Source organism: Collinsella aerofaciens ATCC 25986, from assembly GCF_964239575.1.
Classification (GTDB): domain Bacteria; phylum Actinomycetota; class Coriobacteriia; order Coriobacteriales; family Coriobacteriaceae; genus Collinsella; species Collinsella aerofaciens_BQ.
Window position 1 is genome coordinate 156,182 of record NZ_CAXSQQ010000002.1, and the last position, 24,997, is coordinate 181,178.

Here is a 24,997-nt window from a genome sequence, read left to right on the forward strand (position 1 = left end):
GAGAACGGGCGCACCCCAAGAGAGGCACGCCCGTCAGGCGAAAGATTGTTCTACACCGCGGCGGGGCCGTGTTCGCCGGTACGGATGCGGATGACTTCCTCGACCGGCTCGACCCAAATCTTGCCGTCTCCAACGGTGCCGCAATCTTGGAAACGGCGCGGCAACGGACGCGAAACGAACGGGAAATACGCGAGCAAGGGAGCCGTGAGCGCGCCCATCCCGGCTAGCGCCGAAACAGCTCGTGGGCGCGGTCGCGGAGATTAGTTGCTCGAATGACACCTTCGTAGCGATTGATGCGCAGACGCGGGAAGGCATTGAAAAAGCGCAGGTCACGACGACTGAGTGACACGCTCGGTACCGGACGGCTCATGCGCTTACCGGCAAGGCGACGGCTGAGCGACGGACGCGGCATGCTCGGCGCGGCATCGGCCACGCGGCGGGCAGCGAGCGCCAGGCCGCGAGCACCATCCGAGATAAACGTCGGCATCGAAGCCTTCTCGCGCAGGGCATCGAGCGTCGCGTCGCCCAGCTCCGCCAGCCACGCGTTAACGGCACGGCTGCGGATGTGCGTCTGTGCCACCGAGTCGATCGCCGAATCGGGAATACGTTCGAGCATGGAGTCTGACACATCGGCAAGCGACTCATTGATGCGGTCGGCAAGGTCGGCCCGGACGCGCTCCAACTGATCGGACAGACGCCGCCAGCTCGCCAACGAGCACACCGCGTCGACCATCATCGCGACCGCGACGATAAAGGCGGACAGCCGCACAATCAGCACCGGCAGATGGGCAAGCAGGCCCAACACCGCCGGCTCCACCACGCGACGAATGCACAACGCACCCAGGCCAAACGCGCATGCCCAGTACAGACAGATGCGTCCGTGCAGGTTAAACGGCAGGTGCGAATAGTCCCAAAAGCGAGCGCCTGTTGTTTTTTCCAGCAGCACGCCCACGCTGTACTCAATCACGCTGCATACGAGCGCTGCAGCGACAAACTGGCTCGACGCGTCAGGAATTCCGCGCAACAGCAGCCAGCAGGCAATGCCGCCCGCGCCATAGATGGGGCAACACGGTCCCAGCAAAAAGCCGCTGTTGGCAAAGCGTCCGTGGTTGAGCATGGCGCAGACCGTCGATTCCCATGCCCAGCCGCAAAACCCGTAGAAGGCGAACGAGAGCACCAGTGCCGAAAGCGGACAGGCGGCAAGCGTCGCGCCGTCAAATGCCATGTCGATCGCGGTCCCCACCGTCTACCCTCTCCTCTTTTCACTCGAATCTTTGCTCGAGCCGTCGCTCGAGCCCTCGCTCAAATCGTTCGCGTCGTCTTTGCGCGGCAGACGGCCGGCGACCGTCTCGCGCAGCGCGCACCACTTATCAGCCAGACACACAATCCATGCCTCACGGCACGTCGGCGGCACCGGTACCAGCGGAAACATATGCCGCACGATAATATTCCGCTCGCGCGGCGTCAGCTCAAAATCCTCCTCGGCACGCGCCAGGGCAAAAAACGGATGTCGAAATCCGTGCAGGCGATGGCTTGGGTCGGGCTCGTGCCAATCGTAGAGAAAGTAATCGTGCAGCAGGGCCCCGCGCAGCAACGAGGCACGGTCGACCGAAATGCCAGCACGGCCCAAGCGCTCGGCAAAGGACAGGCTCGCCCGCGCTACCGAAGTCACATGTGCATAGACCGTCACGTCACCATGCTGGATAAACTCGTGCGTCAGGTCCAAGCGGCCTGCCTGGGCCAGCTGGCGGGCGGCATCGTCGACCTCGCGCGCGATTTTCTCGGCACGAACGGCACTGGACATGCTGCCTCCTTCCAGCGGCTCACGGCGGCAAACCACGGACTGCACGCATTGAATAAAATCATCATCGAATTTACTAGTATGGCATCGGACAAAACGTTTTGCCCCACCAGTTGGCGAATTACCGCGCCGCCGTCACATATCAAACGCCAAAATGTGCGAGACTGTCTTGTGCAATTGTGCCGGCCGAGGGAGTGCCGGCGCACGATTCGCATGGAGTAACCCACAACGATGCTGCTTACGCAAACGACAACGCCCGAGGACGTCAAGGCTCTCGACCGCGCCGAGCTTCCGCTGCTCTGCGACGAGATTCGCCACGCCATCCTCGAAAGCTCCGCCGCTGTCGGCGGGCACGTTGCCCCCAACTTGGGCGTCGTTGAGCTCACGGTCGCGCTCCATCGCGTGTTTAACTCCCCCACCGACAAAATTGTCTTTGACGTGTCGCACCAGACCTACGCCCACAAGGCGCTGACCGGGCGCGCGTACACCTATATCAATCCGGAGCGTTATGGTGAGGCTTCTGGCTTTGCCAATCCCAACGAGTCCGAGCACGACCTGTTCGCCATGGGCCATACCTCCACGTCGGTGAGCCTGGGCTGCGGCCTTGCCCACGCGCGTGACCTGGCGGGCGACACGTATAACGTCATCACCATCATTGGCGACGGCTCGCTTTCGGGCGGCCTGGCGTTTGAGGGCTTTAACAATGCCGCCGAACTCGATAGCAACCTGATCATCATCGTCAACGATAACGACCAGTCCATTGCCGAGAACCATGGCGGCCTGTATCGCAATCTGGCCGAGCTGCGCGCCAGCAACGGTGCCTGTGAGCGCAACGTCTTCCGCGCGATGGGGCTCGACTACCGCTATCTGGACGCCGGTAACGATGTGTTGGCCCTCGTCGACGCGTTGCAGGAACTGCGCAATATCGATCACCCCATCGTGCTGCACGTCTCCACCGCCAAGGGCAAGGGCTTTGAGCCAGCCCAGAGCGACCCGGAACGCTGGCACCACGTGGGTCCGTTTGACATGGCGACTGGGCGCAAGCTCTGCCCGGGCCATCCGAGCGAGCCCGCACCGCGCACCTATGCCGATATTACGGGCGAGGCGCTCAGCACCGCCATCGAGCGCGATTCGCAGGTCGTGGGCATCACGGCCGCCACGCCCTACATCATGGGCTTTACACCCGAGCTTCGCGCTGCGGCAGGTAAGCAGTTTGTCGACGTGGGCATTGCCGAGGAGCACGCCGTGACCTTTGCCACCGCGCTTGCGCGCTCGGGCGCCAAGCCAGTCTTTGGTGTGTACGGCACGTTTTTGCAGCGCGCCTACGACGAGCTGTGGCACGACCTGTGCCTCAACGATGCCCCCGCAACCATCTTGGTGTTTGGCGCGTCGATCTTTGGCACCACATCCGAGACGCACCTCTCGTTCTTTGATATTTCCATGCTGGGCGCTCTTCCCAACATGCGCTACTTGGCGCCGGCCTGCATGGAGGAATACCTGTCCATGCTGAGCTGGTCGCTCGACCACCGCGAGCATCCCGTGGCGATCCGCGTACCGGGCATTGGCCTGGTTAGCCGCCCCGATTTGGCGCCCGCCGAGGACACCGACTACAGCGCCGTTCGCTACAACGTGGTGCGCCAGGGCCGCGACGTTGCCGTGCTCGCGCTCGGCGATTTCTTTGAGCTAGGCGAGCGTGTGGCAAACCGCTTGGCCGCCGAGTACGGTATCGAAGCCACGCTCGTCAACCCGCGCTTCGCAACCGAGCTCGACCGCGAGTTCCTCGACAGCCTTGCCGCCGAGCATCGCGTCGTCGTCACCCTCGAGGACGGCATCTTGGACGGCGGCTGGGGCGAGCGCGTGGCGTGCTACCTGGCCTGCACGCCCGTGCGCACGCGCACCTTCGGCATCGCCAAGGGCTTCCCCGACCGCTACGACCCCAACGAGCTGCTCGCTCAGAACGGCATGACGGTCGAGAACATGGCCGCCGAAGCCGTAAGGCTACTCAACGAGTAAGAAAACCTCCGCAAGGGAAGCATCCCTGCGGAGGTTTTAATTTTCGCGACGCGATTATCTCAATCTGTAACATCTAGAGCCCGAATTCCCGTCTAACTGTTACAGATCTAGACAAGACGTCTTAGTCCCTGACCTTTGTCTCAATCTGTAACAGATAGAGACCTTTTGGCCGTCCAGATGTTACAGATTGAGACATTCGAATTCCCCTGAAGAGAAAATCTCGATCTGTAACAGTTAGAACCCATTTCCTCGTCTACCTGTTACAGATTGAGACAAAGCAGCGAGACAGGCCACCACATCTGCAAGAACCACCACAAAGGTGCCTGTCCCTTTTTGGTAGGTAGAATAACCCATAAGGTAAGTATGTTTCTGAGTTATTTCGTGTTGACCCGTCTGAGCGCAATAGGGTATAACTCTACTCAACCGCTAGGGATTTTATTGAGAAAGGTGTTCTACTATGAGCAAGAACCTCTCCCAGCAGGTCGTTCTCGACCGCCGCGGCTTCGTTGCCGCCACCTTCGCAACCGTCGCCGGCCTTGGTCTTGCCGGCTGCTCCGACACCAGCGCCGAGGCCGACAAGGGTTCCGCCGCCGGCTCCTCCAAGAGCTCCAATGATACCGAGGCTTCCACCACGCTCGACGCTAAGGCATTCGACAAGCTCGTCGACAACGGCCCCAAGGCCGATGACGACGCCATCGCCGCCAGCGCCTGGGCCACGGCCGTCAAGGACGCCGGCGTCTTTAAGATCGGTGGCGTTCAGACCTCTACGCTCTTCTCCCTCCTCAACGAGAAAGACGGTCAGACCCGCGGCTTCGACGCCGGTATCGCACAGCTCCTGTCCAACTACATTCTGGGCGAGAACAAGGTCGAGATCACCCAGGTGACCTCGGACACGCGCGAGTCCGTCCTGCAGAACGGCCAGGTCGACGCCGTCTTTGCCACCTACACCATCACCGACGAGCGCAAGAAGCTTGTCTCCTTTGCCGGTCCCTACTACTACACCCAGCAGGCTATCCTGGTGCTCGCCGATAACGACGACATCAAGAGCGTCGACGACCTGGCCGACAAGAACGTCGCCGTCCAGTCTGGCTCCAACGGCCCCGCCATCCTGGAGGAGTTCGCTCCCAAGGCCAGCCAGCAGGAGTTCAAGACCGACGAGGAGGCCCGCCAGGCACTCCAGCAGGGTCGCGTTGACGCCTATGTCATCGACAACAACATGCAGCAAAGCGCCCTGGTCCGCGAGCCCGGTAAGTACAAGATCGCCGGCAAGCCCTTCGGCAGCAAGGAGCCCTACGGCATCGGCCTGCCGCTCGATTCCGACGGCGTCGCCTTCGTTAACGACTTCCTTAAGAAGATCGAGGACGATGGCACCTGGACCGAGCTGTGGCAGATCTGCATTGGTGACCGTACGGGCGACACCAATGTTCCCGAGCTCCCCGAGGTCGGCGCCTAAGCTCGCAAGCTGGGCATCAGCCGCTGCGAAACCATACGGAAACGCACGATTCGCTTTATTGCGCTAAACTGTTTCCTCACTGAGTTGTCGGGGCTTCCGTACACACGGGAGCCCCTTTCCTTATCGGCGGGAGGTCCGCATGAGTCTCTCCGAGCTCTGGTCGCTCTATGGCCAGAACTATATCGACGCGCTGCTAGCAACCTGGGGCATGACGCTTGAGTCGTTTGCCATCGCCATGGTGCTGGCTGTCGCCGTCACCGTGATGCGCGTGTCGCCGCTCAAGCCGCTGCGCGTCTTTGGTGACCTGTATGTCCAGGTCTTCCGTAACATCCCCGGCATCGCGCTGCTTATCATCGTCGTCTATGCGCTTCCGCCGCTCAAGGTCGTCCTGCCCTACCGCACCTGCGTTATCGTCGCCACGGTCCTTTTGGGCTCGGCCTTTGGTTCCGAGAACTTTATGAGCGGCATCAACACCGTCGGCGTCGGCCAGGTGGAAGCCGCCCGTTCGCTCGGCATGAGCTTCAGCCGTATCCTCGCCAAGATCGTGATTCCACAGGCACTGCGCTCAAGCGTGCTGCCCATGACCAACCTCTTTATCGCCGTCATGCTCACCACCGCGCTCGGTAGCCAGGTGCCGCTTAAACCGCAGGAGCTCACCGGCGTGGTGAGCTACATCAACACGCGCTCGCTCGGCGGCGTCGTCGCGTTCTTTATCTCGGCACTCGGCTACCTGGGCACAGCCTTTGTGGTGAGCCACATTGGCAACTACATCGATAAGAAGGTGAGGATCCTCCGATGAGCAAGCATTCCTCCCCTGCACTTACCATGCGCGATGCGCTCTACGAGGCTCCCGGCCCCAAGATGCGCGCCAAGATTCGCATCGGCACCGCTATCTCGCTCGTTGCCGTCGCCGTGCTCGTCGCCCTGGTACTGCAGCGCTTTTATGTGACCGGCCAGCTTTCGGTCCACTATTGGTATTTCTTTACGCACCTCACCACCTGGAAGTTCTTGCTTGCCGGCTTTGAGGGCACCGTTAAAGTCGCACTCACCGCTGGCGCCATCGCGCTGGTGCTGGGCCTAGCCCTTATGCTCGGCCGCACCAGCGACATTAAGCCGCTCCAGCTGGTTTGCCGTGTGCTCACCGATTTCTTCCGCGGTGTGCCGAGCCTGCTGTTTATCTACTTCTTCTTTTTGGTGCTGCCCCAGTACAAGATCTCGCTGCCGTCGTTTTGGATGCTCACGCTTCCCGTCGCGCTCGCTGCAGCCGGCGTGCTGGCCGAGATTTTCCGCGCCGGCGTCAATGCCGTGCCGCGCGGCCAGGTCGAGGCCGCCCAGGCGCTCGGTCTCTCCAAGGCCAAAATCACCTTTAAAATCGTGTTGCCGCAGGCTATTCGGTTTATCATTCCGTCGTTGATTTCGCAGCTTGTGGTCGTAGCCAAAGACACCACCGTCGCCTATGTGGTGAGCTACCCCGACCTCATGCAAAACGCCCGCGTGCTCATTACCAACTACGACGCCCTCGTGTCGGTCTACCTGGTAATCGCGGTCATCTACATCCTCATCAACGTCGCGATCAACAAGGCCGCTGTCTATGTTTCGCACAAGACCGGCGCGACCATCATCCGCTAACGATTTGCCATTTCGAGTCATAAGGAGCCGAGCACCATGGCACAGAGCACCTCTTCCACCGGCAATCAGCCGCTGATCGAGCTCAGACACGTCGATAAGCACTATGGCGATCTGCACGTCCTCAACGACATCAATCTCTCGGTCGACCGCGGCGAGGTCGTCGTTGTGATTGGACCCTCGGGCTCGGGCAAGTCGACCATGTGCCGCACCATCAACCGTCTGGAAACCATCGACTCGGGCGAGATCCTCATCGAGGGCGAGCCCCTGCCGCAGGAAGGCAAGGATCTTGCCCGCATGCGTGCCGAGCTGGGCATGGTGTTTCAGCAGTTCAACCTGTTCGCACATATGACCGTCCTGCAGAACGTCATGCTGGGGCCGGTCGATGTGCTGGGTGTCTCCAAGGACGAGGCCCGCGAGCGCGCCATGGACCTGCTGGGCCGCGTGGGCGTTGCCGAGCAGGCCGATAAGGTGCCCGCACAGCTCTCGGGCGGCCAGCAACAGCGCGTAGCCATCGCCCGCTCGCTTGCCATGCAACCCAAGGCCATGCTTTTTGACGAGCCCACGAGCGCCCTTGACCCCGAGATGATCAACGAGGTGCTCGAGGTCATGGTCCGTCTAGCCCAGCAGGGCATGACGATGATCGTCATCACGCACGAGATGAACTTCGCACGCCGCGTTGCCGATCGCGTCGTGTTTATGGCCGACGGCCAGATCGTGGAAACCGGCACACCCGACGAGTTCTTCGACCATCCCCAGACCAAGCGCGCCCAGGACTTCCTCAACTCCATCAAGGGGCACTAGCCAGCCACCCCGTGGGGCAAATCCATCGGAAGCGTTGTCCCACGTCTCTCATGCGCCCTGTCACCTTCAGATTCGAAAGCAACACCTATGATCGGAACCCGCACCTCATCGTCCTACACCCCGCACGTCGACGTCGCCCCCGCCGACCGCCCACTCATCCTCGTCGCACCGCGCTGGGAAGATGCAAAGCCGTTTTTAAGCGAGACGCTCTCTCCCAACGAGGAAATCGCAAGCGTCTTTGTCGATGCCATCCTTGCCGCCGGCGGCCTGCCACTGCAGATGTCCATCACCGAGGACATTGAGGTCATCCGTCATTACGTGGAAATCGCCGATGGTGTCGCTATTCCCGGCGGCCCGGACGTCAACCCCAAACGTTGGGGCGACGAGCGTCCTTACGACCCCACGCTGTGCTGCGAGATTCGCGACCGTTTTGAGTTTAAGCTAGTTAACGAGGTACTTCGCGCCAAGAAGCCGCTCTTTACCACCTGCCGAGGCACGCAGCTGCTTAATGTCGCCACCGGCGGCACCCTGTGCATGGACGTGCCGAGCCTGGGCGCGCGCGAGGGCCGCACGCAGTGGCGCCATACCCACGTGCTCAACGACCCCGTGCATCCTGTCGAGGTCGTGCCGGGCTCGCTGCTGGAGCGCGCGGTTGGCGGGCACAGGCTGATCCAGACCAACTCCGCACACCACTGCTGCGTCGATCGTCTGGGTAAAAGCACGCGCTTGGTCGCCAAGGCAACCGACGGCGTTCCCGAGTGTATCGAAGTCGAAGGCCAGCCGTTCTGCTTGGGTGTGCAATGGCACCCCGAGTACACGTGGAAGACGCTCGAGACCGACTTTAACCTGTGGAAGTCGTTTGTCGAGGCAGCGGCAAAGGTCAAGCAGGCCCGCTAGCCCGCAAACCACTCAGGTTAAAGCCTCCTATGCCAGGCGGGCGAACACCAGCCACGGTGCCCGCCCGCCTGCATTTGGTTTGCTCGGTATGATTATCCCTCACAAACAATCAAATAAATCTCGACCGCAATCGGTCGATAGTGAAGCAAATGGTAAAAACGCTTGCTACGTTTATTAGGCAGTCAATTAAAATCGAAACGCATTGGCCGTCCCGCAACGGGGTCACACCGCAAATCCACATGAGCATCGAGGCTGGAAGCGGAAGCGTGGAATTGGCCCCGAGCTGTATGTAGATCGCTACAACGTTGACGAGCAACAGCATGCCAATCGGACCGAAGCCGGATCCAAAATAGGAAACAACGATTACGCAAGAAACCACGTATGCAAGGCAGGCAGCGGCAGCAAGAACAAGTCGATAGCAAAAAATATTCAGGTTGAAATACTGTTGAGCATCTAAAACAATCGCGCAGTTAAGGCAGTACAAAACGACACTCGACAGGATAAACGCGCCCAAAAGGGCAAAAGAAGACAGCACCACTCGCGCAACGATAGCGCACACACGCTTCCCTCCCCGAGCCTCCGACAACCCCCACGGTTCCTCAATAAAGCCCGAACTGACAAAGCGCGGCACAATGCAAGCCGCGATGAACGGAAAGAACAATGCATGAGCCAACGGGGCCACGTTGAACAGCAGACCGCGGAAAACCTCTGCATTACCAAATAGAAGGACATCCTCTGCCGAAAGCCGAAGAGTCGGGTCTGGGAAAAAGCCCAAGAAACTGTTCTCACGGAGGCTACAGAACCACATCGGGAAAGAATTAAGCTGCAATACCACCATGCACGCATAAATTACCAGGATTAAGGCGTACGTCCATTTGCTCACATGCCTCAATTCTGAATGAAGAAATCTTCTAGTCTGGCGAGCCATTGAGCACACCCCCAGCACGAAAGCTCACGAGAGCGTAAATCAATACCGATAGACAGCTGGCTGCCACGCCGTATCCCAGAAGTGTCAGCTGACCCATATCGCTATACCCAAGGGCACATCCGACTCCAAGATACGGCCCCGGAAGAAGGAAAATCCATCGCAAGGACGGTATGGGCGCCTGAAGGAAGGTTCCGTAGAGCGTCAAGCTCATGACAAATCCAATAATTATCGCAGCCCCGCTCAATACAGCGCTGTCTGTAATCCGATAGATGGTCACCGTCTCCAGCGCAACCGATATCACCAATACAGCGTTGACTATCATTGCAGGCAAAAATGCAGTTAGCATATCGTGCGAGAGGTTATGCCCTCCACGTATTATGGCTATTGCAAAAAGAAGAAGGCAAAGCGCACTATATGCTACGCCAATTATTAAAGCAAACGAAAGCACATGTGCTAGGACCCCATTAAAGCGGGTAAGACCTCTTGCTGAAGAAATTCGGTGCCCCTCTTCATAGCCGCGCTCCTGTAAAATCGCCAGGCAAACGATGAGCGGAACGAACAGAGACGTGCCGGCAAAAGCACTGCGCACAAGGGACTCATCGGATGCAGAAGGATCGATTACATTCCAGCAGAAACCAATATCCTCCCCAAAAACGCTATTGCCAAAGGCGAGCAACGTTGTTCCGTTTTTTAGAAAGACACCGAAGAGAAGGCCGAACGCCAGAATAAGCGCAAGACCAAGCTTCGCCGGAAACATCCTGTGCAAACGCATCATATCTGCCTTTATGGGATGGATCGCCCGCTTCATAGCGAGACCGCCTTCATCAAGCGCCTGTAATACTCTTTTAGGGACGACGCCTCATCCCTTATGACGTCCATCGATTCCTTTTTCAGCAGTTCGCCGTCATGAATAAACACGCAACTTGTTGCAACTGATGCCAACTCATCCAAATCATGGCTAGAGACGAGCATGGTCTTACCCTGTTCTCGATTCAATCGACTGATAAGGGCCCATATACTCTCGATGCCCAGCGGGTCCAATCCATTTGCCGGCTCATCGAAAATTAGTACGTCGGTGTCGCCCAACAAAGCCGTAGCTATATCCAGCCGCCGTTTCATTCCCAGAGAAAAACTGTTCACGCTCTTTTTCTCTTCGACGTCCAGCCCGACTAGGCTCAAAACGCGAGGAATCTCACGATTCGCATCAAGCCCCCATTCCGCACATCGGATCCGAAGATTCTCAGCCGCACTGAGGGATTGGTATGCTCCGCAGGAATCTGGCACATAGCCGACACGCGTCCGCATCAGGCTCAGCTCTTTTTTCGACTTGCCCCCAAAGAGCTCCACGCTCCCCGACGACGGCTCGCAGAGGCCCAAGACGATTTTAATAAGCGTGCTTTTGCCCGCACCGTTTGCACCAACAAGGGCAAGGAGCTCAGACTGATGCACCTCGAAGGAAACGTCATGCAAAACGCGCCGTTTCCCGTAGCGCTTTGACACCTTTGATAACTTTATCGCTGATGCGTTCATCGGCCTCCCGTTCTGCTTGATAGCAAAACCGCTCATATCGTTCCTTCTTTCCTTTATCGTTTTTCATAGTTGTTATTGTTTTTCGATAACTCATATTTGTCAAGGTAATCTAAAAGAAAGAACCCGTGTTAGACACGGGCCCCTTTACGCTGATATTTCGTTATAGTTGTTCGCTTTATGCTACTCGTCGCTCAAATCTACAGCAAAGACTGATGTCGGAAGCAACGCCTCATTGCCTCCGCCGTCCCGCATCTGCCTCACGACATTTTTTGCACGCTCAACAATAAGCTCCTCAAGCTCTTTCTCGCTCACGCGCTGAATAATATCTCCCGGTTGACAGTCAAGTTCATCGCAAATATCGAGAAGCGTCTTAAGGCGAATAGCTTTAATTTTTCCGTTTCTTAGCTTAGAAATATTAGCCGGAGTATGCCCCGTGGCACGAATCAGATCAGCACTGGTCTTTCCGGTCTTAAGTAGCTGCGTCTCAAGCTCGATGATGAGATAGCTCATGCTTCCTCCTACACAAGCTCGTCAGACTGCTCTTGGAGCAGCGAGGCATAACTCCAGATCACCGAGATACACAGACAGACAGCCGCGCCGATAAGCGACCCCGCATCAAAGGCAACGCCTTGGCAAATCTCAATAACGAAGGAATGAGGCACGACGTAAAGCTCCAGCCCACCAATGGTAAGATTGACCGATCCGTAGGCACCAATAAGCGAAACCGCGGCGTTAACAGCAAAGGCAAGCGCAAGAACACGGATAAGCCGCACATGCGTCTTGGTAAAGGGCGAGACGCCTCGCGAGATGTTACGGCTGATCCCACACAGAACGACAAGCGAAATACCCACGACGAGTGCCAGGCACAGTCCGCTTGGGATAACGATGCACCCGCCATCGAGAAGCGTCACGACGCCGAAAGAATCGACAGAGGCAACGTTTGCAACCGCATACCAGATCACGTAAACAACCAACGCGGCAAAAGCGACGAGCATCCCTGCAAAAACGGCTGTCATGCAAAAGCCAAGCTTCCTGATATTTTCGCCCGCTTTGGCCATACGCTGAACGCTGTTAGACATACACTCACCCTCATCGACTCTATCGTTATTCGAACAGTTTATCGAACAACGATATTGATTGCATGCGGAAAGCCCCGCCAGTGCGCATAGGCCATTTACTAACCCGGAGGGGTGAGCGTGGATTTTTGGACACATATCGAACGAGAGTGGATAATCTCCCACTTTAAGGCCGCCACCGGGCCTAAAACGGGAGATTATCCACTCTCATAGTCATCAAGGCCCGCAAGCTCTTATTCGGCCGCCTCGCGCAGGGCCGACATCGTAGCCGCATATTGCTGCTGCAACGCATGCATTCCCTCGCGAGCGCCGTCAACGGCATCGGCGCCGCGCAGTGCTTCGGTCACCACAACCGCCGGCTCGTACAGATTATCAAATCCCAGGTTCTGGCTCACGCGCTTGAGCGTGTGCGCTGCCATAAACGCACCTTCGGCGTCTCCTGCCGCCATGGCGGCCTCCAGCTTGTCCATGCTCTCGTCATCCAAAAACTTGAGGGCAAAGCGGGCAAGCATCTCCTCGCCCATCAGCCGAGCGCACGCGTCATCATAATTAGCGCCGATCTTCTCATACGCCTCACGCATGGAAATCATGGATTAAAACTCCTTTGGTCAAACTAAATCGTGGGAAACGCGACAACGTCGGCGGGGCGTGCCAACGTCTCGGCAATACGGTCTTGCACCTCGAGCAGGCAGTCGAGCAACAGCGGGTTAAAGGTGCCGCACTTACCGTCCAGGATCATCTGGATCGCCTCCTTGTGCGGGATAGCGTCCTTGTACACGCGCACGCTCGTCAGCGCATCATACACGTCGGCCACCGAGACCACCTGCGCGGCGATGGGGATATCGTCGCCCTTAAGGCCATCGGGATAGCCCTTGCCGTCCCAGCGCTCGTGATGCCAACGCGCAATCTGGTACGCATATTCCATAAGCGCATTGCCGACGTGATGGCGGCCCAGCTCAAGCAACATGTCGGCGCCGATCGTGGTATGCGTCTTCATAATCTCGAACTCCTCGGGCGTAAGGCGTCCGGGCTTGTTGAGAATCGCATCGTCAATCGACATCTTGCCGATATCGTGCAGCGCCGAAGCCAGGGCGATCGTGGAGCGTTCCTCATTGTCGAGGGAGATCGTGTCGCTACGCCGGACCAGACAGCCAAGCAGCAGCTCGGTCAGCTTCTCGATGTTCGTAACGTGCCTGCCGCTCTCGCCGTTGCGAAGCTCCATGACGCCGGCCATGATGTCGATGAGCATGCGACTGTTCTTGACGCGCTCGTTGTACTGCTGGGACAGCAGGTTCGTCAGGCGGCGCTGTTTGGCGTATAGGCGGATGGTGTTGCTCACACGGCGGCGCACGACACGGGAGTCAAACGGGCGGTTGATATAGTCCGAAGCGCCCAGCTCGTACGCGCGCAGAACCATATCATCGGAATCTTCGCTCGAAATCATGATGAAAGGCAGATTGTCGATACCCGATCGGCGCGACAGATCGGCCAGCACCTCAAAGCCGCTTATGCCCGGCATGACAATATCCAGCAGCACGAGCGACAACTCATCGCCATAGCGGTCGACCATGTCGAGCGCCGTACGACCGTTGTCGGCCTCGAGGATGCAATACTCGTCCTTGAGCATCTCGTTGAGAATGGCTCGGTTCATCTCGGAGTCATCGACAATAAGCACCAAAGGCTTTTCGCTTTGGAAGGCTTCGATGGAATCGGCATCGGTCACGACCGTACCGGCTTTTGCCTTAGCGCGGCTCAATAACTGGACAGCGCGGCCAACGCCCTCATCGACCGTCTCGCCATGAATGCGAACGCCACCAACACATGCCGTCAAGCTCACGTACTCATGGCCCGGAACAATCGTGGCATGAACGGCATCGGACACCTGGTGCAGGCGACGGGTGAAGTCATCGGAGGGAATATTGGGCATGACGACCACAAACTTGTCGCAGCCATAGCGTACGAGCTCGTCAGTCGAACGAATTCCGCTGCGTATGGCTGTCGCCACAGCACCGAGCGCAAGGTCGCCGGCATGACGGCCACACGTATCGTTGAAGACCCTAAAATCATCAAGGTCGATCACCGCAACGCCGGCATTCATGCGGGCGCTACGGAGCTTTTCCTCGTAATATCGGCGATTGCGCACACCCGTCAGCACGTCGGTGTAGACGAGGTCCTCTTCTGCAGCCTCTTGCTCATCGATCGGACGCACCATCAGCAGGACGTGAGGCTCGCCCTCGACCTTCAGAGGGCGCAGGCGAGCGCGGTACTCGGTACCATCATTGAGCAGCTGCTCCGATACATCATCGGAACCTGTCAAGGCCTCAAGACTCGACTGACGCAGACAAGGGCAGCGATCGCCGGCGAGCAAGCAGTTAGGCTCGCTCTTAATCTGATCGGCCGACAGCAAACGCACCACGGGGTAGGTCTTCGCGACGCGGGCGACCTCGGCGGCAGTCTCCTCGTCGGTTAGATTGACCTCGTGATTATTGAGCATATGGGGCCCTTTCTATCGTTACGCACGGCAACGGTGCATATCAATTGGTACAAGGGTAACATCTAACAGCTGAAGGCAAACGCGCGATTATCGTTGCATTTTTATGACCTGGCAAACGGCGGTAATGGAGCCGCAGGCGCGCGGTTATGGGCGCATTCGTTAACAATGACGAAACGCTAACAGCCCTTCTCCCCGCAGGTCATCGAGCGTGCTAACGCTCCAAGACATCGCGAACGGCGTTTGCCGCCGTAACGGGGCGATCGCGCAAACCGTTATGCGCGCCCGGGATCGTCACAAGGGGGCAATCGAGATATTCGGCAGCCGCTCGCGTACCAGCCTCGCGGGGCGTATCGACCGAAAGCTCGCCCAAAAACACGGCCGACACCGCCTTTGACGCGCGGGCGCGCTCCCAGTCGGGAGCATATGTCATATTTGTTCCATATTCGTTCGCCATAAAGCAACGACCATTGCGCAGGGCATGTTTGACTTCCGCTTCGGTCGTCCCAGGAGCCTCGGGGTCCAAGTCGCCGAGGGCTCCCAAGAAAAGCCGGAGCGCCCTTGAAACCTTTCCAGCCGCAATCATATCGAGCAAAACCGGAGCTGCGCCCATACCGACGCCTTCGGCCGACACAGCCGGCTCATGCAGAATCGCACGGGCGACGAGATGGGGTTCGGTGCGAAGAAGCTCCAGCGCCACCAACGTACCGGCGCTATGCGCAAGCACATTTGCCGGAGCGCCAACGTGTTCGATCACGGCTTGCAGATCGGCGGCCTGAGCGGCAAGATCATAGCTGCCGTCTGCCGCATCGCTGCTGCCACCGCAGCCGCGGCGGTCGTAGGCAATCACGCGGTAGTTGCGGCTGAGCTCACAAGCGATACCGTCGAAAAATGTGCCGTCGACACAAGCGCCGTGCACGCACACCAAGGCAGGAGCATCAGGCGACACATCCGGGCCGGCATATTCGCGACAGGCAATCGTGGTGCCCGCATCCTCGACCGTAAAATCCATGTTGTGCCCCCATAATCAATGCTCATCCAGTTGCACGTCAGTACGGCTAGATGGGCCCGCATTGTCTTACGCCTTGTTAACAGATTAACTGTACCCGACCCGAGGCTTTTCATGGCACGGCATAATGAGCGACGTGAAAAAACGAAACTTGTAAAGCAAGAGCCCGCGCCTTGCTTTGGAGCCGATGCTATGCTTAGGCACAATTGTCTTGAGGAGCATATGCCTATGTCTACGTTTTTGAATGCCAGCCCCATCTTTGGGCCCGTTCGCAGCCGTCGCCTTGGTCTCTCGCTCGGCGTCAACATGATGCCGGCCAGCGGCAAAATCTGCACGTTCGACTGCATTTACTGCGAAAACGGCCTCAACGCCGAGCGCCCCTGCCATGAGCCGTACAACACAGCCGCCGTGGTACTCGACGCGCTCGAGGCAAAGCTCCGCGAGATGGCAGCCGAGGGCGAGCTCCCCGATGTGATCACCTTCGCAGGCAACGGCGAGCCCACCGCCGCACCGGAGTTTCCGCAGGCCATCGCCGGCGCCGTCGCGCTGCGCGACGAGCTTGCCCCAAACTCCAAAATCGCCGTGCTCTCCAACGGTACGCGCGCCGACTGCCCCGAGGTGCACGATGCGCTCATGATGGTCGACGACAACATTCTTAAGCTCGATACCGTCAACCCGGCGTTTATCCAGCTGCTCGACCAGCCTGTTGGCCCCTACGATGTAGAGCACCAGATCGAGACGTTCGCAAGCTTTGACGGTCATGTCATTATCCAGACGATCTTTTTGACCGGTGAGTATCAGGGCAAGCTCATCGACAACACCGGCGAGGAGTACGTTGCCCCCTGGCTCGCGGCGCTTGAGCGCATTCGCCCACAAGAAGCGACCATCTACACGGTAGCGCGCGAGACACCGATCGCCGGCCTTGCCAAAGCAGCGCCCGAGGTGCTCGACAAGATTGCCGCACGCGTGCGCGCCCTCGGCATCCCCTGTCAGGTGAGCTACTAGCGCGCAGCTGCCCTGTGAGTGGGCTATACTAGCTGCGAATGAAAGGAAGTTAGCCATGTTTGACAATGGACCCGTGCCTGGCCGCAACGACGCTTGCTGGTGCGGCAGCGGCAAGAAATACAAGAAATGCCATAGCGCCTTTGATGAGCGCCTCGAGCGCTTGTGGGAAGAGGGCTGGGAGGTTCTGCCTCGCACGCTCTACAAGACACCCGCCGATATCGAAGGCATCAAGCGCTCGGCCGCTATCAACGTGGGCGTGCTCGATTACGTAGGCGAACACATCGCCGCGGGCATGACCACCAACCAGATCGACCAGATGATCTACGACTACACCGTCGAGCACGGCGGCACGCCGGCCGACCTCAACTATGAGGGCTACCCCAAGAGCGTGTGCACCTCGATCAACGACGTCGTCTGCCACGGTATCCCCTGCGATACAGACGTGCTGCACGAGGGCGACATTATCAACGTGGACTGCTCCACGATCCTAGACGGCTACTTTAGCGACTCGAGCCGCATGTTCTGCATCGGCGAAGTCTCGGCCGAGCGCCAGCGCCTGGTCGACGTCACCCGCGCCAGCGTGGAGGCGGGTCTGGCGGCCGTCAAGCCATGGCTGCCGCTGTCCGTTATGGCCGAGGCCGTGCAAAAGACAGTCGAGGACGCCGGCTTTAGCGTGGTGCGCGAGTACGGCGGACACGGCATTGGCAAGGAGTTCCACGAGGACCCGTTTGTGGGCTTTACCACCGAGGCACCCGATGTGGACACCATCATGGCCCCGGGCATGGTCTTTACCATCGAGCCCATGGTCAATGCCGGAGCGCCCGACATCAAGATTAGCAAGGGTGACGGCTGGTGCGTACGCACCAAGGACGGCAGCGATTCGGCCCAATGCGAGGTACAGCTCGTGGTGACCGAGGACGGCTACGAGCTGCTGAGCTGGTAGCCGTGGATGCGCCGGATGCTGACGGGCACGCTCGTCTTGCATCCGGCGTTTTTGTTTGAGCGTTTTGCCTGATAAAACCTGCCAAAATAAACCTGTCCCTTTTTGGCAGGTCGAGCGGAGAGGACTGCTTGTGAACATCCTGGTTTTGTTGCCCGTCAACGACCGTCATCGCACAATTCTTGAGTCGAGCGCTCCGGGCGAGGACTTTATCTACACGAGCTCCGACGCCGCCACGCGCGAGCAGGTCGCCGATGCCGACGTGATCTTGGGCAACATCGACCCTGACATGCTCACGGCATGCGAACATCTCCAGCTGTTGCAATTGCAGACCGCTGGCTATGACGATTACTTGGCCGCCGGCACCGTGCCGGCCGATGCTAAGCTTTCCTGCTCGGTAGGCGCCTACGGCCAGGCCGTGAGCGAGCATATGTTTGCCATGGTCCTTTCCATGATGAAGCGCCTGCCCGGCTACCACGACTTGCAGCGCGAGCATCGCTGGGAGGACTTGGGCCCGGTCACCTCGCTCAAAAACGCCAACGTGCTGGTGCTGGGCGCGGGCGATATCGGCGGCCACTTCGCCACGCTCTGCCGCAGTATGGGTGCGCACGTCCGCGGCATCAAGCGCCATCCGCTCGTCTACCCCATTGTGTTTGAGGACATGGACGGCATGGACGCCCTGCCCGAGCGCCTGGCCGAGGCCGACGTCGTCGCAACCTTTATGCCCAGCACACCCGAGACCCGCGGTCTGGCGAACGCCGAATTCTTCGCCGCGATGAAACCAGGCGCTTTCTTTGCCAACGGCGGCCGCGGCGACCTCGTGGTTGCGGACGATTTGGTTGCCGCCCTGGAGTCGGGACATCTTGCCGGCGCCGCGGTCGACGTCACCGACCCCGAGCCGCTGCCTGAGACAAGCCCCCTGTGGGATGCGCCCAACATGCTCATCACACCGCACGTCTCCGGATGGTTCCACCTGGAGGCTACGCTCAACAACGTGGTCGACATCGCCGCGGAGAATCTGCGTCATCTACAGGCGGGCGAGACGCTTCGCTGCTGGATCGAACATTAGGGTTCCGCCGTTCTAACGAACGGCGGACCGGTCGACGCTGCGAACCCGCCGTTTGGCCAATCTGCCGTTCAATTTCAAAGGCGCGACCAGAAGGTCAGCGCCTTTTCATTTCACGGCAGATTGGCCAAACGGCGGGCTCTCGCTGACTTTTGCTCAACCTGCGGCGTTTCCTTTTTGGTGCAATGGGATCAAGGTGGCTTACGCCATACCGGTAGTTCTGTCTGCGACACTCTCGCCAAAGTGATCTCAGACATACACCTAGTGTTTTCGACGCTCCGCTTATTAGAGCCAGTCCGTCTCCTCGTCGTAGCGGTCCGAATAGGCGTTACGCTTGAGTTCTTCATCGCTCGTTGGTCGCGCCTTGGACACGTCGACCCCTGAATCGCGGCAAGCAGTGGCGAACAGCTGCGAACCCTGATCGATAAGCTCAATCTTGCGCTCGGCCTTCATGTCTTCGGCCTGCATTTAGAGCTCCACGCTTTCGGCACCGTTGATGGTTAGGTCGCGCTCGTAGAAGGCGGTGAGGGCACGGATGGCGTACATCACGTCGCGTACGCCGCCGGTCTCGTAGCTTGAGTGCATGGCCAGCTGCGGCAGGCCCACGTCCACGGCGTGCATGCTCGCCTGCATGTTCGACAAGTTGCCGAGCGTGGAGCCACCCGCCATATCGCTCTTGTTGGCGAAGGCCTGCGTGGGCACGTCGGCGTCATCGCAAATAGCCTGGAACACCGCGCGGCTAAAGGCGTCGGTGCAGTAGTGCTGGTTGGCAGCTTCCTTGATGACGATGCCGCCGTTGAGCACAACCTGGTTGCGCGCATCGCACTTCTCGGCATGGTTGGGATGCACGGCATGCGCGTTGTCGCAGCTCACGAGCATCGAGGCGGCAAGGGCGCGATGGTACGACTCGTCGTCAAAGCCCAGCGATCCGTTGATGCGGCGCAGTGCGTCGGCCAAGAAGGTCGACATGGCGCCCTGCTTGGTCTCGGAGCCAACCTCCTCGTTATCAAAGCAGCAGAAGACCGAAACGTCGCGCGCGTTCTCGGCACCCAAAAATGCCTGCAGCGAGGTGTAGGCGCAGGCCAGGTCGTCGAGCTTGGGCGTCGAAATAAACTCGTCGGCCCAGCCCCAAATGCGCGCATCCTGGCGATTGACCAGGAACAGATCGCGGCCCAGAATTTGCTCGGGCTCAACATCCAGCTCGTCGGCGATCAGAGCATCAAAGTCGCCCTGCTTAAGGTCACCAGCGCTGATGAGCGGGCACAGGTCAACGGCTCGGTTGGGAGCAAAGCCCTCGTTAACGCCGCGGTTCATGTGGATGGCAAGGCTCGGAATAATGGCAACCTCGCGCTCGGTGGCGAGCAGGCGACTCTCAATACGGTCGCCCTCGCGCACCAGTACGCGGCCCGCGAGCGCCAGCGGGCGATCGAACCAGGTGTAGTCGATCATGCCGCCGTAGGCCTCGATGTTCAGGCGCAGCGTCTCGCCCGCGCCGTCAAGCTCGGGCACGGCCTTGACCTTAAACGTCGGCGAATCGCTGTGCGACGCCGTGAGCTGAAAATGGTAGTCGCCGGCAACGCCGTCCTCGCCCCACGTCGCGGCCAGGTCCTCGCCCACCTTAAAGGCAACAACGCTCGAGGTGTTGCGCTGCGTGTAATAACGCCCGCCCGGCTCGATGTCCCACGCCGCATTCTCGGGCAGGTAGGTAAAGCCCGCCTCGTCGAGCTCGGCCATAATGGTCGCCGCCGCATGGAACATGCTGGGGCATGCCTCGATAAAGTCGATAAGGTCGTTGGCGGCCTCGATATCGTCGGCCGTCACGTGCGCGCGCTCGGGCGTCTCCTGATCCGTCATGCTCTCCCCTTTCGCTGGGTTGATGGTCCCCTCCAGCATACCCCGCCGCGCCAGTGCCATGCCTTTCATTCCATGTTTAATCCCGCGCCGCTCGCCAAGTTGAGCCATCATGCCCGTACACCTTTTGCGACAATTACGCTAACAGGACGAGAGGAGCCGTCATGAAGCCACGTAACATTGCCATCGCCTGCGGTGTTGCAGGAACCGCCGTCGGCCTTGCCGCTGCCGCCGGCATCGTCTACCGCAAGCAAATCAAGTCCGCCGCTTCGCTCAAACGCTTGACCGACTATGCGGATGGCTATGACCTGTACGCAATCGACATCGCCTACAACTACGATCTTGATCGCATCATCGCCGCTGGCGTGCGCGACGACCAGGCCTACATCGATGCCGTGGTGGCGCAGGTGCTGCCCGGTGTGCCGGTACATGTCCAGGCGCCCCAGTTTGCCTGCAGCGCTTTTGTCGCCGTAGATGCCAAAGGCCGCGTGCGCACCGGTCGCAATTACGACTTTAAGGACGACACCTCGGCGCTGCTGGTGCGCAATCACCCACGCGACGGCTATGCCTCCATCGGGTTTGCCGCCCTTAACAACCTGGGCGATAACACTCCGCTTGACTCCGTCGGCGGACGCGCCGCCGCACTCATGGGCCCGTTTGCCCAGCTCGACGGTATTAACGAGTGCGGCGTGTCCATTGCCGTACTCACCCTGGATTCCAAGCCCTGTGACCAGGACACGCAACGCCCCGTCATCAATACCTCGCTCGCCATCCGTCTGGTACTCGACCGTGCCGCCACCACGCAAGAAGCTGTCGACCTGCTTTCCGCCTACGACATGCACGCCATGGCAGGACGCGATTACCACTTCTTTATCAACGACGCCGCCGGTGACGCGCGCGTAGTAGAGTGGGATCCGCACGATCCGAACCGCGCTTTCAAAGCGACTCCTGTACGCCAGGTTACGAACTTCTATGCCTGCTGTGGCGACGAAGTGCTGCCCAACCAAAAGAATGGCGAGCTGGGCCATGGCAAGGAACGCGCCGTCGCAATCGCCGATGTCCTTGACGCCCATGTCGGCGCCCAGGACGAAACGATTGTCTGGGAAGCCCTACGCGCTGCGGCGCAAGAACCAAATCCGGAAGACATCACCAGCAACACGCAGTGGTCGGTCGTCTTTGACAATACCGAGCCCGCTGCCGCCATCACGCTGCGCCGCCACTGGGGCGACGTCGACGCCTTCGCGCTGTAAGGAGCTGGCACCGTCGTCCTTACGCTCGCCTGACTTTGCTTACATTTCTATACATTTGAGCTAACACGTTTTACCCCCGTATCGAACAGTGTGCGGGGGTAAACTTATGCGCATGTTATAACTTGCCCGGAAGGATTCATCATGCTTAGGATCGGTCTTCTTACCAGTGGCGGCGACTGCCAGGCGCTCAACGCCACCATGCGCGGCATCGTCAAAACGCTCATGACCAATAGCGAAGAGCCTATCGAGATCTATGGTTTTGAGGACGGCTACCAGGGCCTTATCTACAGCAGATTCCGTGTCATGACGCCCGCCGATTTTAGCGGCATCCTCACCCGCGGCGGCACTATCCTGGGCACGAGCCGCACGCCGTTTAAGCGTCTGGACACCCCCGAGGCTGACGGCGTCGAGAAGGTGCCCGCAATGGTCCACACCTATCACAAGCTGCAGCTCGACTGCCTGTTTATGCTGGGCGGCAACGGCTCCACCAAGACCGCCAACCGCCTGCGCGAAGAGGGCCTCAACGTTATCGCCCTGCCCAAGACCATCGATAACGACACCTGGGGCACCGAGATGACGTTTGGCTTTACGAGCGCCATCGACGTCGCCACCAAGTGCATCGATGACATCCACACCACCGCTTCGAGCCACGGCCGCGTGTTCGTCATCGAGATCATGGGCCACAAGGTTGGCTGGATCCCGCTGTACGCCGGCGTTGCGGGTGGCGCGGACGTCATCCTGATTCCCGAGATCCCCTACGACATGGACCAGGTCATCAAGACCATCGAGCATCGCATGGAGACCGGCAGCCGCTTTACCATCGTAGCCGTCGCCGAGGGCGCCATCTCCAAGGAGGACGCGGCGCTGTCCAAGAAGGAGTACAAGAAGAAGCTCGCCGAGCGTACGAGCCCGTCGATCGTCTACGACATCGCCAAGGAGATCGAGGCCAAGACCGGTCGCGAGACCCGCGTCGCCATCCCCGGCCACACGCAGCGCGGCGGCCAGCCCGACGCCCAGGACCGCATCTTTGCGACCCAGTGCGGCGTCGAGGCGGCACTGGGCTGCCTGCGCGGCGAGTTTGGCTACATGATCGCCCTGCGCGACGGCAAGATGTGCCACATGCCGCTCGAGGAGGTCGCCGGCAAGCTCAAGTTTGTCGACCCCCAGAGCGATCTGGTGCGCGAGGCCAAGGCGTTGGGCATCAGCTTCGGCGACGAATAGCCTCGGCTGGAACTGCTCTCATCGGAGGCCCCGGGGCTTTCCTCCCAAATCGTCCTCGGACATGTCAGGACCCCGCCGTGCGCTTCGCGCGGCGGGGTCCTTCCGTCCTGCGGAAAGATTTGGGAGGTAAGCCCTGGGGCCTCCTGCGGTAACTAGGGAGGCCGAGGCTATTCGCCTTCTTGCTGCGGGTGCCTGGTCTGAAATTAAGTTGCGGTGAAATAGTTCCCGCTTAGCCCGCAAATGGCTGAATCTAGGAACTATTCCACCGCAACTTACTGAATGGGGGGCTCTTGGCTGCTACTTGCACTGACATTTGTCCTGAAATGGCTGGTCGTTAGGGGTTGCTACCGGTAGTTGCGGTAGGGTTGGAGCAGGTTCTAACTAGAAATGGTGGTCGCTACCGGTTGTTCTCAGCATACTCGGCTCATTCGATTCGACCATCAAACGAAAGGAACCACCATGGATCTTGCGATGGCACAGCGGCTCGTTGATCGCCGCAAGGCTGCCGGGCTTTCTCAGGAGGCGCTTGCCGCCCAGCTGGGCGTGAGTCGTCAGGCTGTCAGTAAATGGGAGCGCAGCGAGTCCTCGCCCGATACCGATAACCTTATTGCGCTCGCCGCGCTGTATGGCGTGTCGCTGGATGAGCTGTTGTATGGGGAGACGGTGGATAGCACTGACGACTCGCAAGCTGATGATGAGGCACAGGACAGCGACGCCGGCACCAAAGCTTCAGATGAGGCTGAAGAGGCTGAGGCTTCTACTGAGCACTCTGGTTACAGCGATAAGCCACTTGTCGATATTTCCCTCACGCGCGGCATCCACGTTATTGATCCCAACAAAGGCGAAGAGGTCCATGTTGGCTGGAATGGCATCCATGTGGCTAACGAGCGCAAGGGCGAAGAGGTCCATGTGGGGCCAGGCGGATTGCATATCGATACGCTTGAGGACGATGGACATAGCGTGCATACCAATGACGACGGCACCGTCACCATCGACGGCGAGACGTTTTCCAGCTGGAAGGAAGCACACGACAAGCTCGACCATCATGGCAAGCATTTCCACACCAAGGTCGGACGTACATGGAACAAATTCCCCTTCCCCGCGCTCGTCACCCTCGCCTACCTGGTGCTCGGCATTGCCTACGGCACATGGGCTACGGGACTCTTCCTCGTTTTTTTGATTCCCGTCTATTACGCGCTTGGCGACTTTATCGACCAACGCCACTTATCTAAGCTGATCGATGTCGTCTATTCGGTCAGTGCCGAGGCATGGTTCCTCTACATGTGGCTCTGTCTGGGGCAACGCCATCCCGCCTGGGTAATTCTCATCACCATCCCGGTCGTAAAAGCACTCATGCGTTGGTGCCGTAAACGATGGAAGCATCGCGAACGAGCCTAAACCATCCCAGCCCGACGGCAGCACCCAACTAGTACCCCCCCCCCCCGCCCCTCCCTCCTAAGTTGCGGTGATATAGTTCCGGTTTTAGCCTTGAGTAGTCGAATTTAGGAACTATTCCACCGCAACTTACGAATGATCGGAGCGGCTACAGCACAAGCGTCGGCGTTCGTTTGATGGTCCGCCACGAAAAGGGCCTATCTACTACGTTTAACTCGATGGGGCCAACCATGACCGCCTTTTTCGAAAATCGACAGGCCTTCTACCTGCACTGATAATTGTCCTTGGGGGAAGCGGGCACTGCGGGGGCGCGTCAACAGCGCGCGATTTCCGCGTCGCAGCGCTACCCTGATGCTGAATGCCGGGACGATGACCCACTGACCTGCTGACGCCTCTTCGGCCGTCCTCAAATCCGACCTGTCTCGCCCCGGCTTCCGCGACCCGGAGTCCTGCCATGACCTAATAGGAGCATGAGCGCGGACAATCGGATAAGGCAACTTGATTGTAGCGCTCCCGTCAGTGCAATGTCTGGGAGACCCGGGCGCGGAGCAGGCGGCAGACCGAGGCCTTGATTATCGACTTTATCCGAACACCTCCCACATTCATCCGCACATGTGCGGATGAATGTGGGAACCCGATAC

General features: G+C 59.2%; 25 protein-coding genes. 12 read left to right on the forward strand and 13 right to left on the reverse strand.

Going from position 1 to position 24,997, the window contains the following annotated elements; all coding sequences use genetic code 11:
- Positions 1-50 precede the first annotated feature (50 nt).
- The 3 genes from ACESUZ_RS02575 to ACESUZ_RS02585 are packed head-to-tail and all read right to left on the reverse strand — an operon-like array spanning position 51 to position 1,804.
- A complete protein-coding gene (locus ACESUZ_RS02575; protein WP_373198266.1) occupies positions 51-197 on the reverse strand; it encodes a P-II family nitrogen regulator in 147 nt (48 codons plus the stop codon).
- 26 nt (positions 198-223) lie between these two features.
- Entirely contained in the window at positions 224-1,243 is a 1,020-nt protein-coding gene (locus tag ACESUZ_RS02580; protein WP_373198267.1) for a putative ABC transporter permease, read from the reverse strand.
- 3 nt (positions 1,244-1,246) lie between these two features.
- Positions 1,247-1,804 carry an HD domain-containing protein gene (locus tag ACESUZ_RS02585; RefSeq protein ID WP_373198269.1) on the reverse strand — a complete coding sequence of 186 codons (558 nt, stop codon included), beginning with the start codon at positions 1,802-1,804 and terminating at the stop codon, positions 1,247-1,249.
- Between the two features lie 228 nt (positions 1,805-2,032).
- Here ACESUZ_RS02585 and ACESUZ_RS02590 point away from each other — a divergent pair, with 228 nt between their 5' ends.
- The 6 genes from ACESUZ_RS02590 to ACESUZ_RS02615 all read left to right on the forward strand — a co-directional run bounded on the left by ACESUZ_RS02590 (position 2,033) and on the right by ACESUZ_RS02615 (position 8,594).
- A complete protein-coding gene (locus ACESUZ_RS02590) occupies positions 2,033-3,814 on the forward strand; it encodes a 1-deoxy-D-xylulose-5-phosphate synthase (protein ID WP_373198271.1) in 1,782 nt (593 codons plus the stop codon).
- Positions 3,815-4,271: 457 nt separating this feature from the next.
- A complete protein-coding gene (locus ACESUZ_RS02595) occupies positions 4,272-5,267 on the forward strand; it encodes a glutamate ABC transporter substrate-binding protein (RefSeq protein WP_373198273.1) in 996 nt (331 codons plus the stop codon).
- A gap of 139 nt (positions 5,268-5,406) precedes the next feature.
- On the forward strand, positions 5,407-6,066 hold the full coding sequence (locus tag ACESUZ_RS02600; RefSeq protein WP_225093877.1) for an amino acid ABC transporter permease: 660 nt from the start codon (positions 5,407-5,409) through the stop codon (positions 6,064-6,066).
- Positions 6,063-6,896: an amino acid ABC transporter permease gene (locus tag ACESUZ_RS02605; RefSeq protein WP_373198275.1), complete on the forward strand. Its 834-nt coding sequence runs from the start codon at positions 6,063-6,065 to the stop codon at positions 6,894-6,896. The genes ACESUZ_RS02600 and ACESUZ_RS02605 overlap by 4 nt, the downstream gene beginning before the upstream one ends.
- 36 nt (positions 6,897-6,932) lie before the next feature.
- Entirely contained in the window at positions 6,933-7,697 is a 765-nt protein-coding gene (locus ACESUZ_RS02610; RefSeq protein ID WP_022094659.1) for an amino acid ABC transporter ATP-binding protein, read from the forward strand.
- Between the two features lie 87 nt (positions 7,698-7,784).
- Complete coding sequence (locus tag ACESUZ_RS02615; RefSeq protein WP_373198276.1) at positions 7,785-8,594, forward strand: gamma-glutamyl-gamma-aminobutyrate hydrolase family protein; 810 nt, start codon at positions 7,785-7,787, stop codon at positions 8,592-8,594.
- Between the two features lie 109 nt (positions 8,595-8,703).
- On the opposite strand, the gene ACESUZ_RS02620 is transcribed toward ACESUZ_RS02615, so the two are convergent.
- The 8 genes from ACESUZ_RS02620 to ACESUZ_RS02655 all read right to left on the reverse strand — a co-directional run bounded on the left by ACESUZ_RS02620 (position 8,704) and on the right by ACESUZ_RS02655 (position 15,631).
- A complete protein-coding gene (locus ACESUZ_RS02620; protein ID WP_373198278.1) occupies positions 8,704-9,432 on the reverse strand; it encodes a hypothetical protein in 729 nt (242 codons plus the stop codon).
- Between the two features lie 73 nt (positions 9,433-9,505).
- Positions 9,506-10,330, reverse strand: a complete 825-nt coding sequence (locus tag ACESUZ_RS02625; RefSeq protein WP_373198280.1) for a hypothetical protein — start codon at positions 10,328-10,330, stop codon at positions 9,506-9,508.
- Entirely contained in the window at positions 10,327-11,088 is a 762-nt protein-coding gene (locus ACESUZ_RS02630; protein ID WP_373198282.1) for an ABC transporter ATP-binding protein, read from the reverse strand. Before ACESUZ_RS02630 ends, ACESUZ_RS02625 begins: the two co-directional genes overlap by 4 nt.
- A gap of 144 nt (positions 11,089-11,232) precedes the next feature.
- Positions 11,233-11,562 carry a helix-turn-helix domain-containing protein gene (locus tag ACESUZ_RS02635; RefSeq protein ID WP_316366833.1) on the reverse strand — a complete coding sequence of 110 codons (330 nt, stop codon included), beginning with the start codon at positions 11,560-11,562 and terminating at the stop codon, positions 11,233-11,235.
- An 8-nt stretch (positions 11,563-11,570) separates the two neighbouring features.
- A complete protein-coding gene (locus ACESUZ_RS02640; protein WP_373198283.1) occupies positions 11,571-12,110 on the reverse strand; it encodes a hypothetical protein in 540 nt (179 codons plus the stop codon).
- Positions 12,111-12,361: 251 nt separating this feature from the next.
- Positions 12,362-12,718, reverse strand: coding sequence for an Hpt domain-containing protein (locus ACESUZ_RS02645; protein ID WP_373198284.1), 357 nt, complete (start codon positions 12,716-12,718; stop codon positions 12,362-12,364).
- Between the two features lie 23 nt (positions 12,719-12,741).
- Positions 12,742-14,622: a diguanylate cyclase gene (locus ACESUZ_RS02650; protein ID WP_373198286.1), complete on the reverse strand. Its 1,881-nt coding sequence runs from the start codon at positions 14,620-14,622 to the stop codon at positions 12,742-12,744.
- A 211-nt stretch (positions 14,623-14,833) separates the two neighbouring features.
- Positions 14,834-15,631 (reverse strand): alpha/beta fold hydrolase, encoded by a 798-nt coding sequence (locus ACESUZ_RS02655; protein ID WP_349128052.1) that lies wholly within the window; start codon positions 15,629-15,631, stop codon positions 14,834-14,836.
- Positions 15,632-15,856: 225 nt separating this feature from the next.
- Between ACESUZ_RS02655 and ACESUZ_RS02660 the strand changes: the two genes are divergently transcribed.
- From ACESUZ_RS02660 to ACESUZ_RS02670, 3 genes are all read left to right on the forward strand, one after another.
- Positions 15,857-16,633, forward strand: coding sequence for a radical SAM protein (locus ACESUZ_RS02660; protein WP_373198288.1), 777 nt, complete (start codon positions 15,857-15,859; stop codon positions 16,631-16,633).
- Positions 16,634-16,688: 55 nt separating this feature from the next.
- Positions 16,689-17,576, forward strand: a complete 888-nt coding sequence (gene map / locus ACESUZ_RS02665; RefSeq protein WP_117816942.1) for a type I methionyl aminopeptidase — start codon at positions 16,689-16,691, stop codon at positions 17,574-17,576.
- A 130-nt stretch (positions 17,577-17,706) separates the two neighbouring features.
- Entirely contained in the window at positions 17,707-18,642 is a 936-nt protein-coding gene (locus tag ACESUZ_RS02670; protein ID WP_373198290.1) for a D-2-hydroxyacid dehydrogenase, read from the forward strand.
- A 282-nt stretch (positions 18,643-18,924) separates the two neighbouring features.
- Here the strand turns inward: ACESUZ_RS02670 and ACESUZ_RS02675 are convergent, their stop codons facing one another.
- The gene (locus ACESUZ_RS02675; protein ID WP_329738403.1) at positions 18,925-19,107 is read right to left on the reverse strand and encodes a hypothetical protein; all 183 of its coding nucleotides are present in this window, start codon (positions 19,105-19,107) and stop codon (positions 18,925-18,927) included.
- Positions 19,108-20,493, reverse strand: a complete 1,386-nt coding sequence (locus ACESUZ_RS02680; RefSeq protein WP_373198292.1) for a M18 family aminopeptidase — start codon at positions 20,491-20,493, stop codon at positions 19,108-19,110. It lies immediately after the preceding gene.
- A 161-nt stretch (positions 20,494-20,654) separates the two neighbouring features.
- Between ACESUZ_RS02680 and ACESUZ_RS02685 the strand changes: the two genes are divergently transcribed.
- The 3 genes from ACESUZ_RS02685 (at position 20,655) to ACESUZ_RS02695 (ending at position 24,359) form a co-directional block, all read left to right on the forward strand.
- Positions 20,655-21,740: a carcinine hydrolase/isopenicillin-N N-acyltransferase family protein gene (locus ACESUZ_RS02685; RefSeq protein ID WP_373198293.1), complete on the forward strand. Its 1,086-nt coding sequence runs from the start codon at positions 20,655-20,657 to the stop codon at positions 21,738-21,740.
- A gap of 141 nt (positions 21,741-21,881) precedes the next feature.
- A complete protein-coding gene (locus ACESUZ_RS02690; RefSeq protein WP_373198296.1) occupies positions 21,882-22,961 on the forward strand; it encodes a 6-phosphofructokinase in 1,080 nt (359 codons plus the stop codon).
- A 459-nt stretch (positions 22,962-23,420) separates the two neighbouring features.
- Positions 23,421-24,359: a helix-turn-helix domain-containing protein gene (locus ACESUZ_RS02695; RefSeq protein ID WP_373198298.1), complete on the forward strand. Its 939-nt coding sequence runs from the start codon at positions 23,421-23,423 to the stop codon at positions 24,357-24,359.
- The last annotated feature ends 638 nt before the right edge of the window (positions 24,360-24,997 follow it).

Excerpts from the sequence above, each read along its gene's own strand:
- ACESUZ_RS02585 (WP_373198269.1), bottom strand. The coding sequence starts at position 1,804 with ATGTCCAGTGCCGTTCGTGCCGAGAAAATCGCGCGCGAGGTCGACGAT.
- ACESUZ_RS02590 (WP_373198271.1), top strand. The coding sequence starts at position 2,033 with ATGCTGCTTACGCAAACGACAACGCCCGAGGACGTCAAGGCTCTCGAC.
- ACESUZ_RS02595 (WP_373198273.1), top strand. The coding sequence starts at position 4,272 with ATGAGCAAGAACCTCTCCCAGCAGGTCGTTCTCGACCGCCGCGGCTTC.
- ACESUZ_RS02600 (WP_225093877.1), top strand. The coding sequence starts at position 5,407 with ATGAGTCTCTCCGAGCTCTGGTCGCTCTATGGCCAGAACTATATCGAC.
- ACESUZ_RS02605 (WP_373198275.1), top strand. The coding sequence starts at position 6,063 with ATGAGCAAGCATTCCTCCCCTGCACTTACCATGCGCGATGCGCTCTAC.
- ACESUZ_RS02610 (WP_022094659.1), top strand. The coding sequence starts at position 6,933 with ATGGCACAGAGCACCTCTTCCACCGGCAATCAGCCGCTGATCGAGCTC.
- ACESUZ_RS02615 (WP_373198276.1), top strand. The coding sequence starts at position 7,785 with ATGATCGGAACCCGCACCTCATCGTCCTACACCCCGCACGTCGACGTC.
- ACESUZ_RS02620 (WP_373198278.1), bottom strand. The coding sequence starts at position 9,432 with ATGGTGGTATTGCAGCTTAATTCTTTCCCGATGTGGTTCTGTAGCCTC.
- ACESUZ_RS02625 (WP_373198280.1), bottom strand. The coding sequence starts at position 10,330 with ATGAAGCGGGCGATCCATCCCATAAAGGCAGATATGATGCGTTTGCAC.
- ACESUZ_RS02630 (WP_373198282.1), bottom strand. The coding sequence starts at position 11,088 with ATGAGCGGTTTTGCTATCAAGCAGAACGGGAGGCCGATGAACGCATCA.
- ACESUZ_RS02635 (WP_316366833.1), bottom strand. The coding sequence starts at position 11,562 with ATGAGCTATCTCATCATCGAGCTTGAGACGCAGCTACTTAAGACCGGA.
- ACESUZ_RS02640 (WP_373198283.1), bottom strand. The coding sequence starts at position 12,110 with ATGGCCAAAGCGGGCGAAAATATCAGGAAGCTTGGCTTTTGCATGACA.
- ACESUZ_RS02645 (WP_373198284.1), bottom strand. The coding sequence starts at position 12,718 with ATGATTTCCATGCGTGAGGCGTATGAGAAGATCGGCGCTAATTATGAT.
- ACESUZ_RS02650 (WP_373198286.1), bottom strand. The coding sequence starts at position 14,622 with ATGCTCAATAATCACGAGGTCAATCTAACCGACGAGGAGACTGCCGCC.
- ACESUZ_RS02655 (WP_349128052.1), bottom strand. The coding sequence starts at position 15,631 with ATGGATTTTACGGTCGAGGATGCGGGCACCACGATTGCCTGTCGCGAA.
- ACESUZ_RS02660 (WP_373198288.1), top strand. The coding sequence starts at position 15,857 with ATGTCTACGTTTTTGAATGCCAGCCCCATCTTTGGGCCCGTTCGCAGC.
- map (WP_117816942.1), top strand. The coding sequence starts at position 16,689 with ATGTTTGACAATGGACCCGTGCCTGGCCGCAACGACGCTTGCTGGTGC.
- ACESUZ_RS02675 (WP_329738403.1), bottom strand. The coding sequence starts at position 19,107 with ATGCAGGCCGAAGACATGAAGGCCGAGCGCAAGATTGAGCTTATCGAT.
- ACESUZ_RS02680 (WP_373198292.1), bottom strand. The coding sequence starts at position 20,493 with ATGACGGATCAGGAGACGCCCGAGCGCGCGCACGTGACGGCCGACGAT.
- ACESUZ_RS02685 (WP_373198293.1), top strand. The coding sequence starts at position 20,655 with ATGAAGCCACGTAACATTGCCATCGCCTGCGGTGTTGCAGGAACCGCC.
- ACESUZ_RS02690 (WP_373198296.1), top strand. The coding sequence starts at position 21,882 with ATGCTTAGGATCGGTCTTCTTACCAGTGGCGGCGACTGCCAGGCGCTC.
- ACESUZ_RS02695 (WP_373198298.1), top strand. The coding sequence starts at position 23,421 with ATGGATCTTGCGATGGCACAGCGGCTCGTTGATCGCCGCAAGGCTGCC.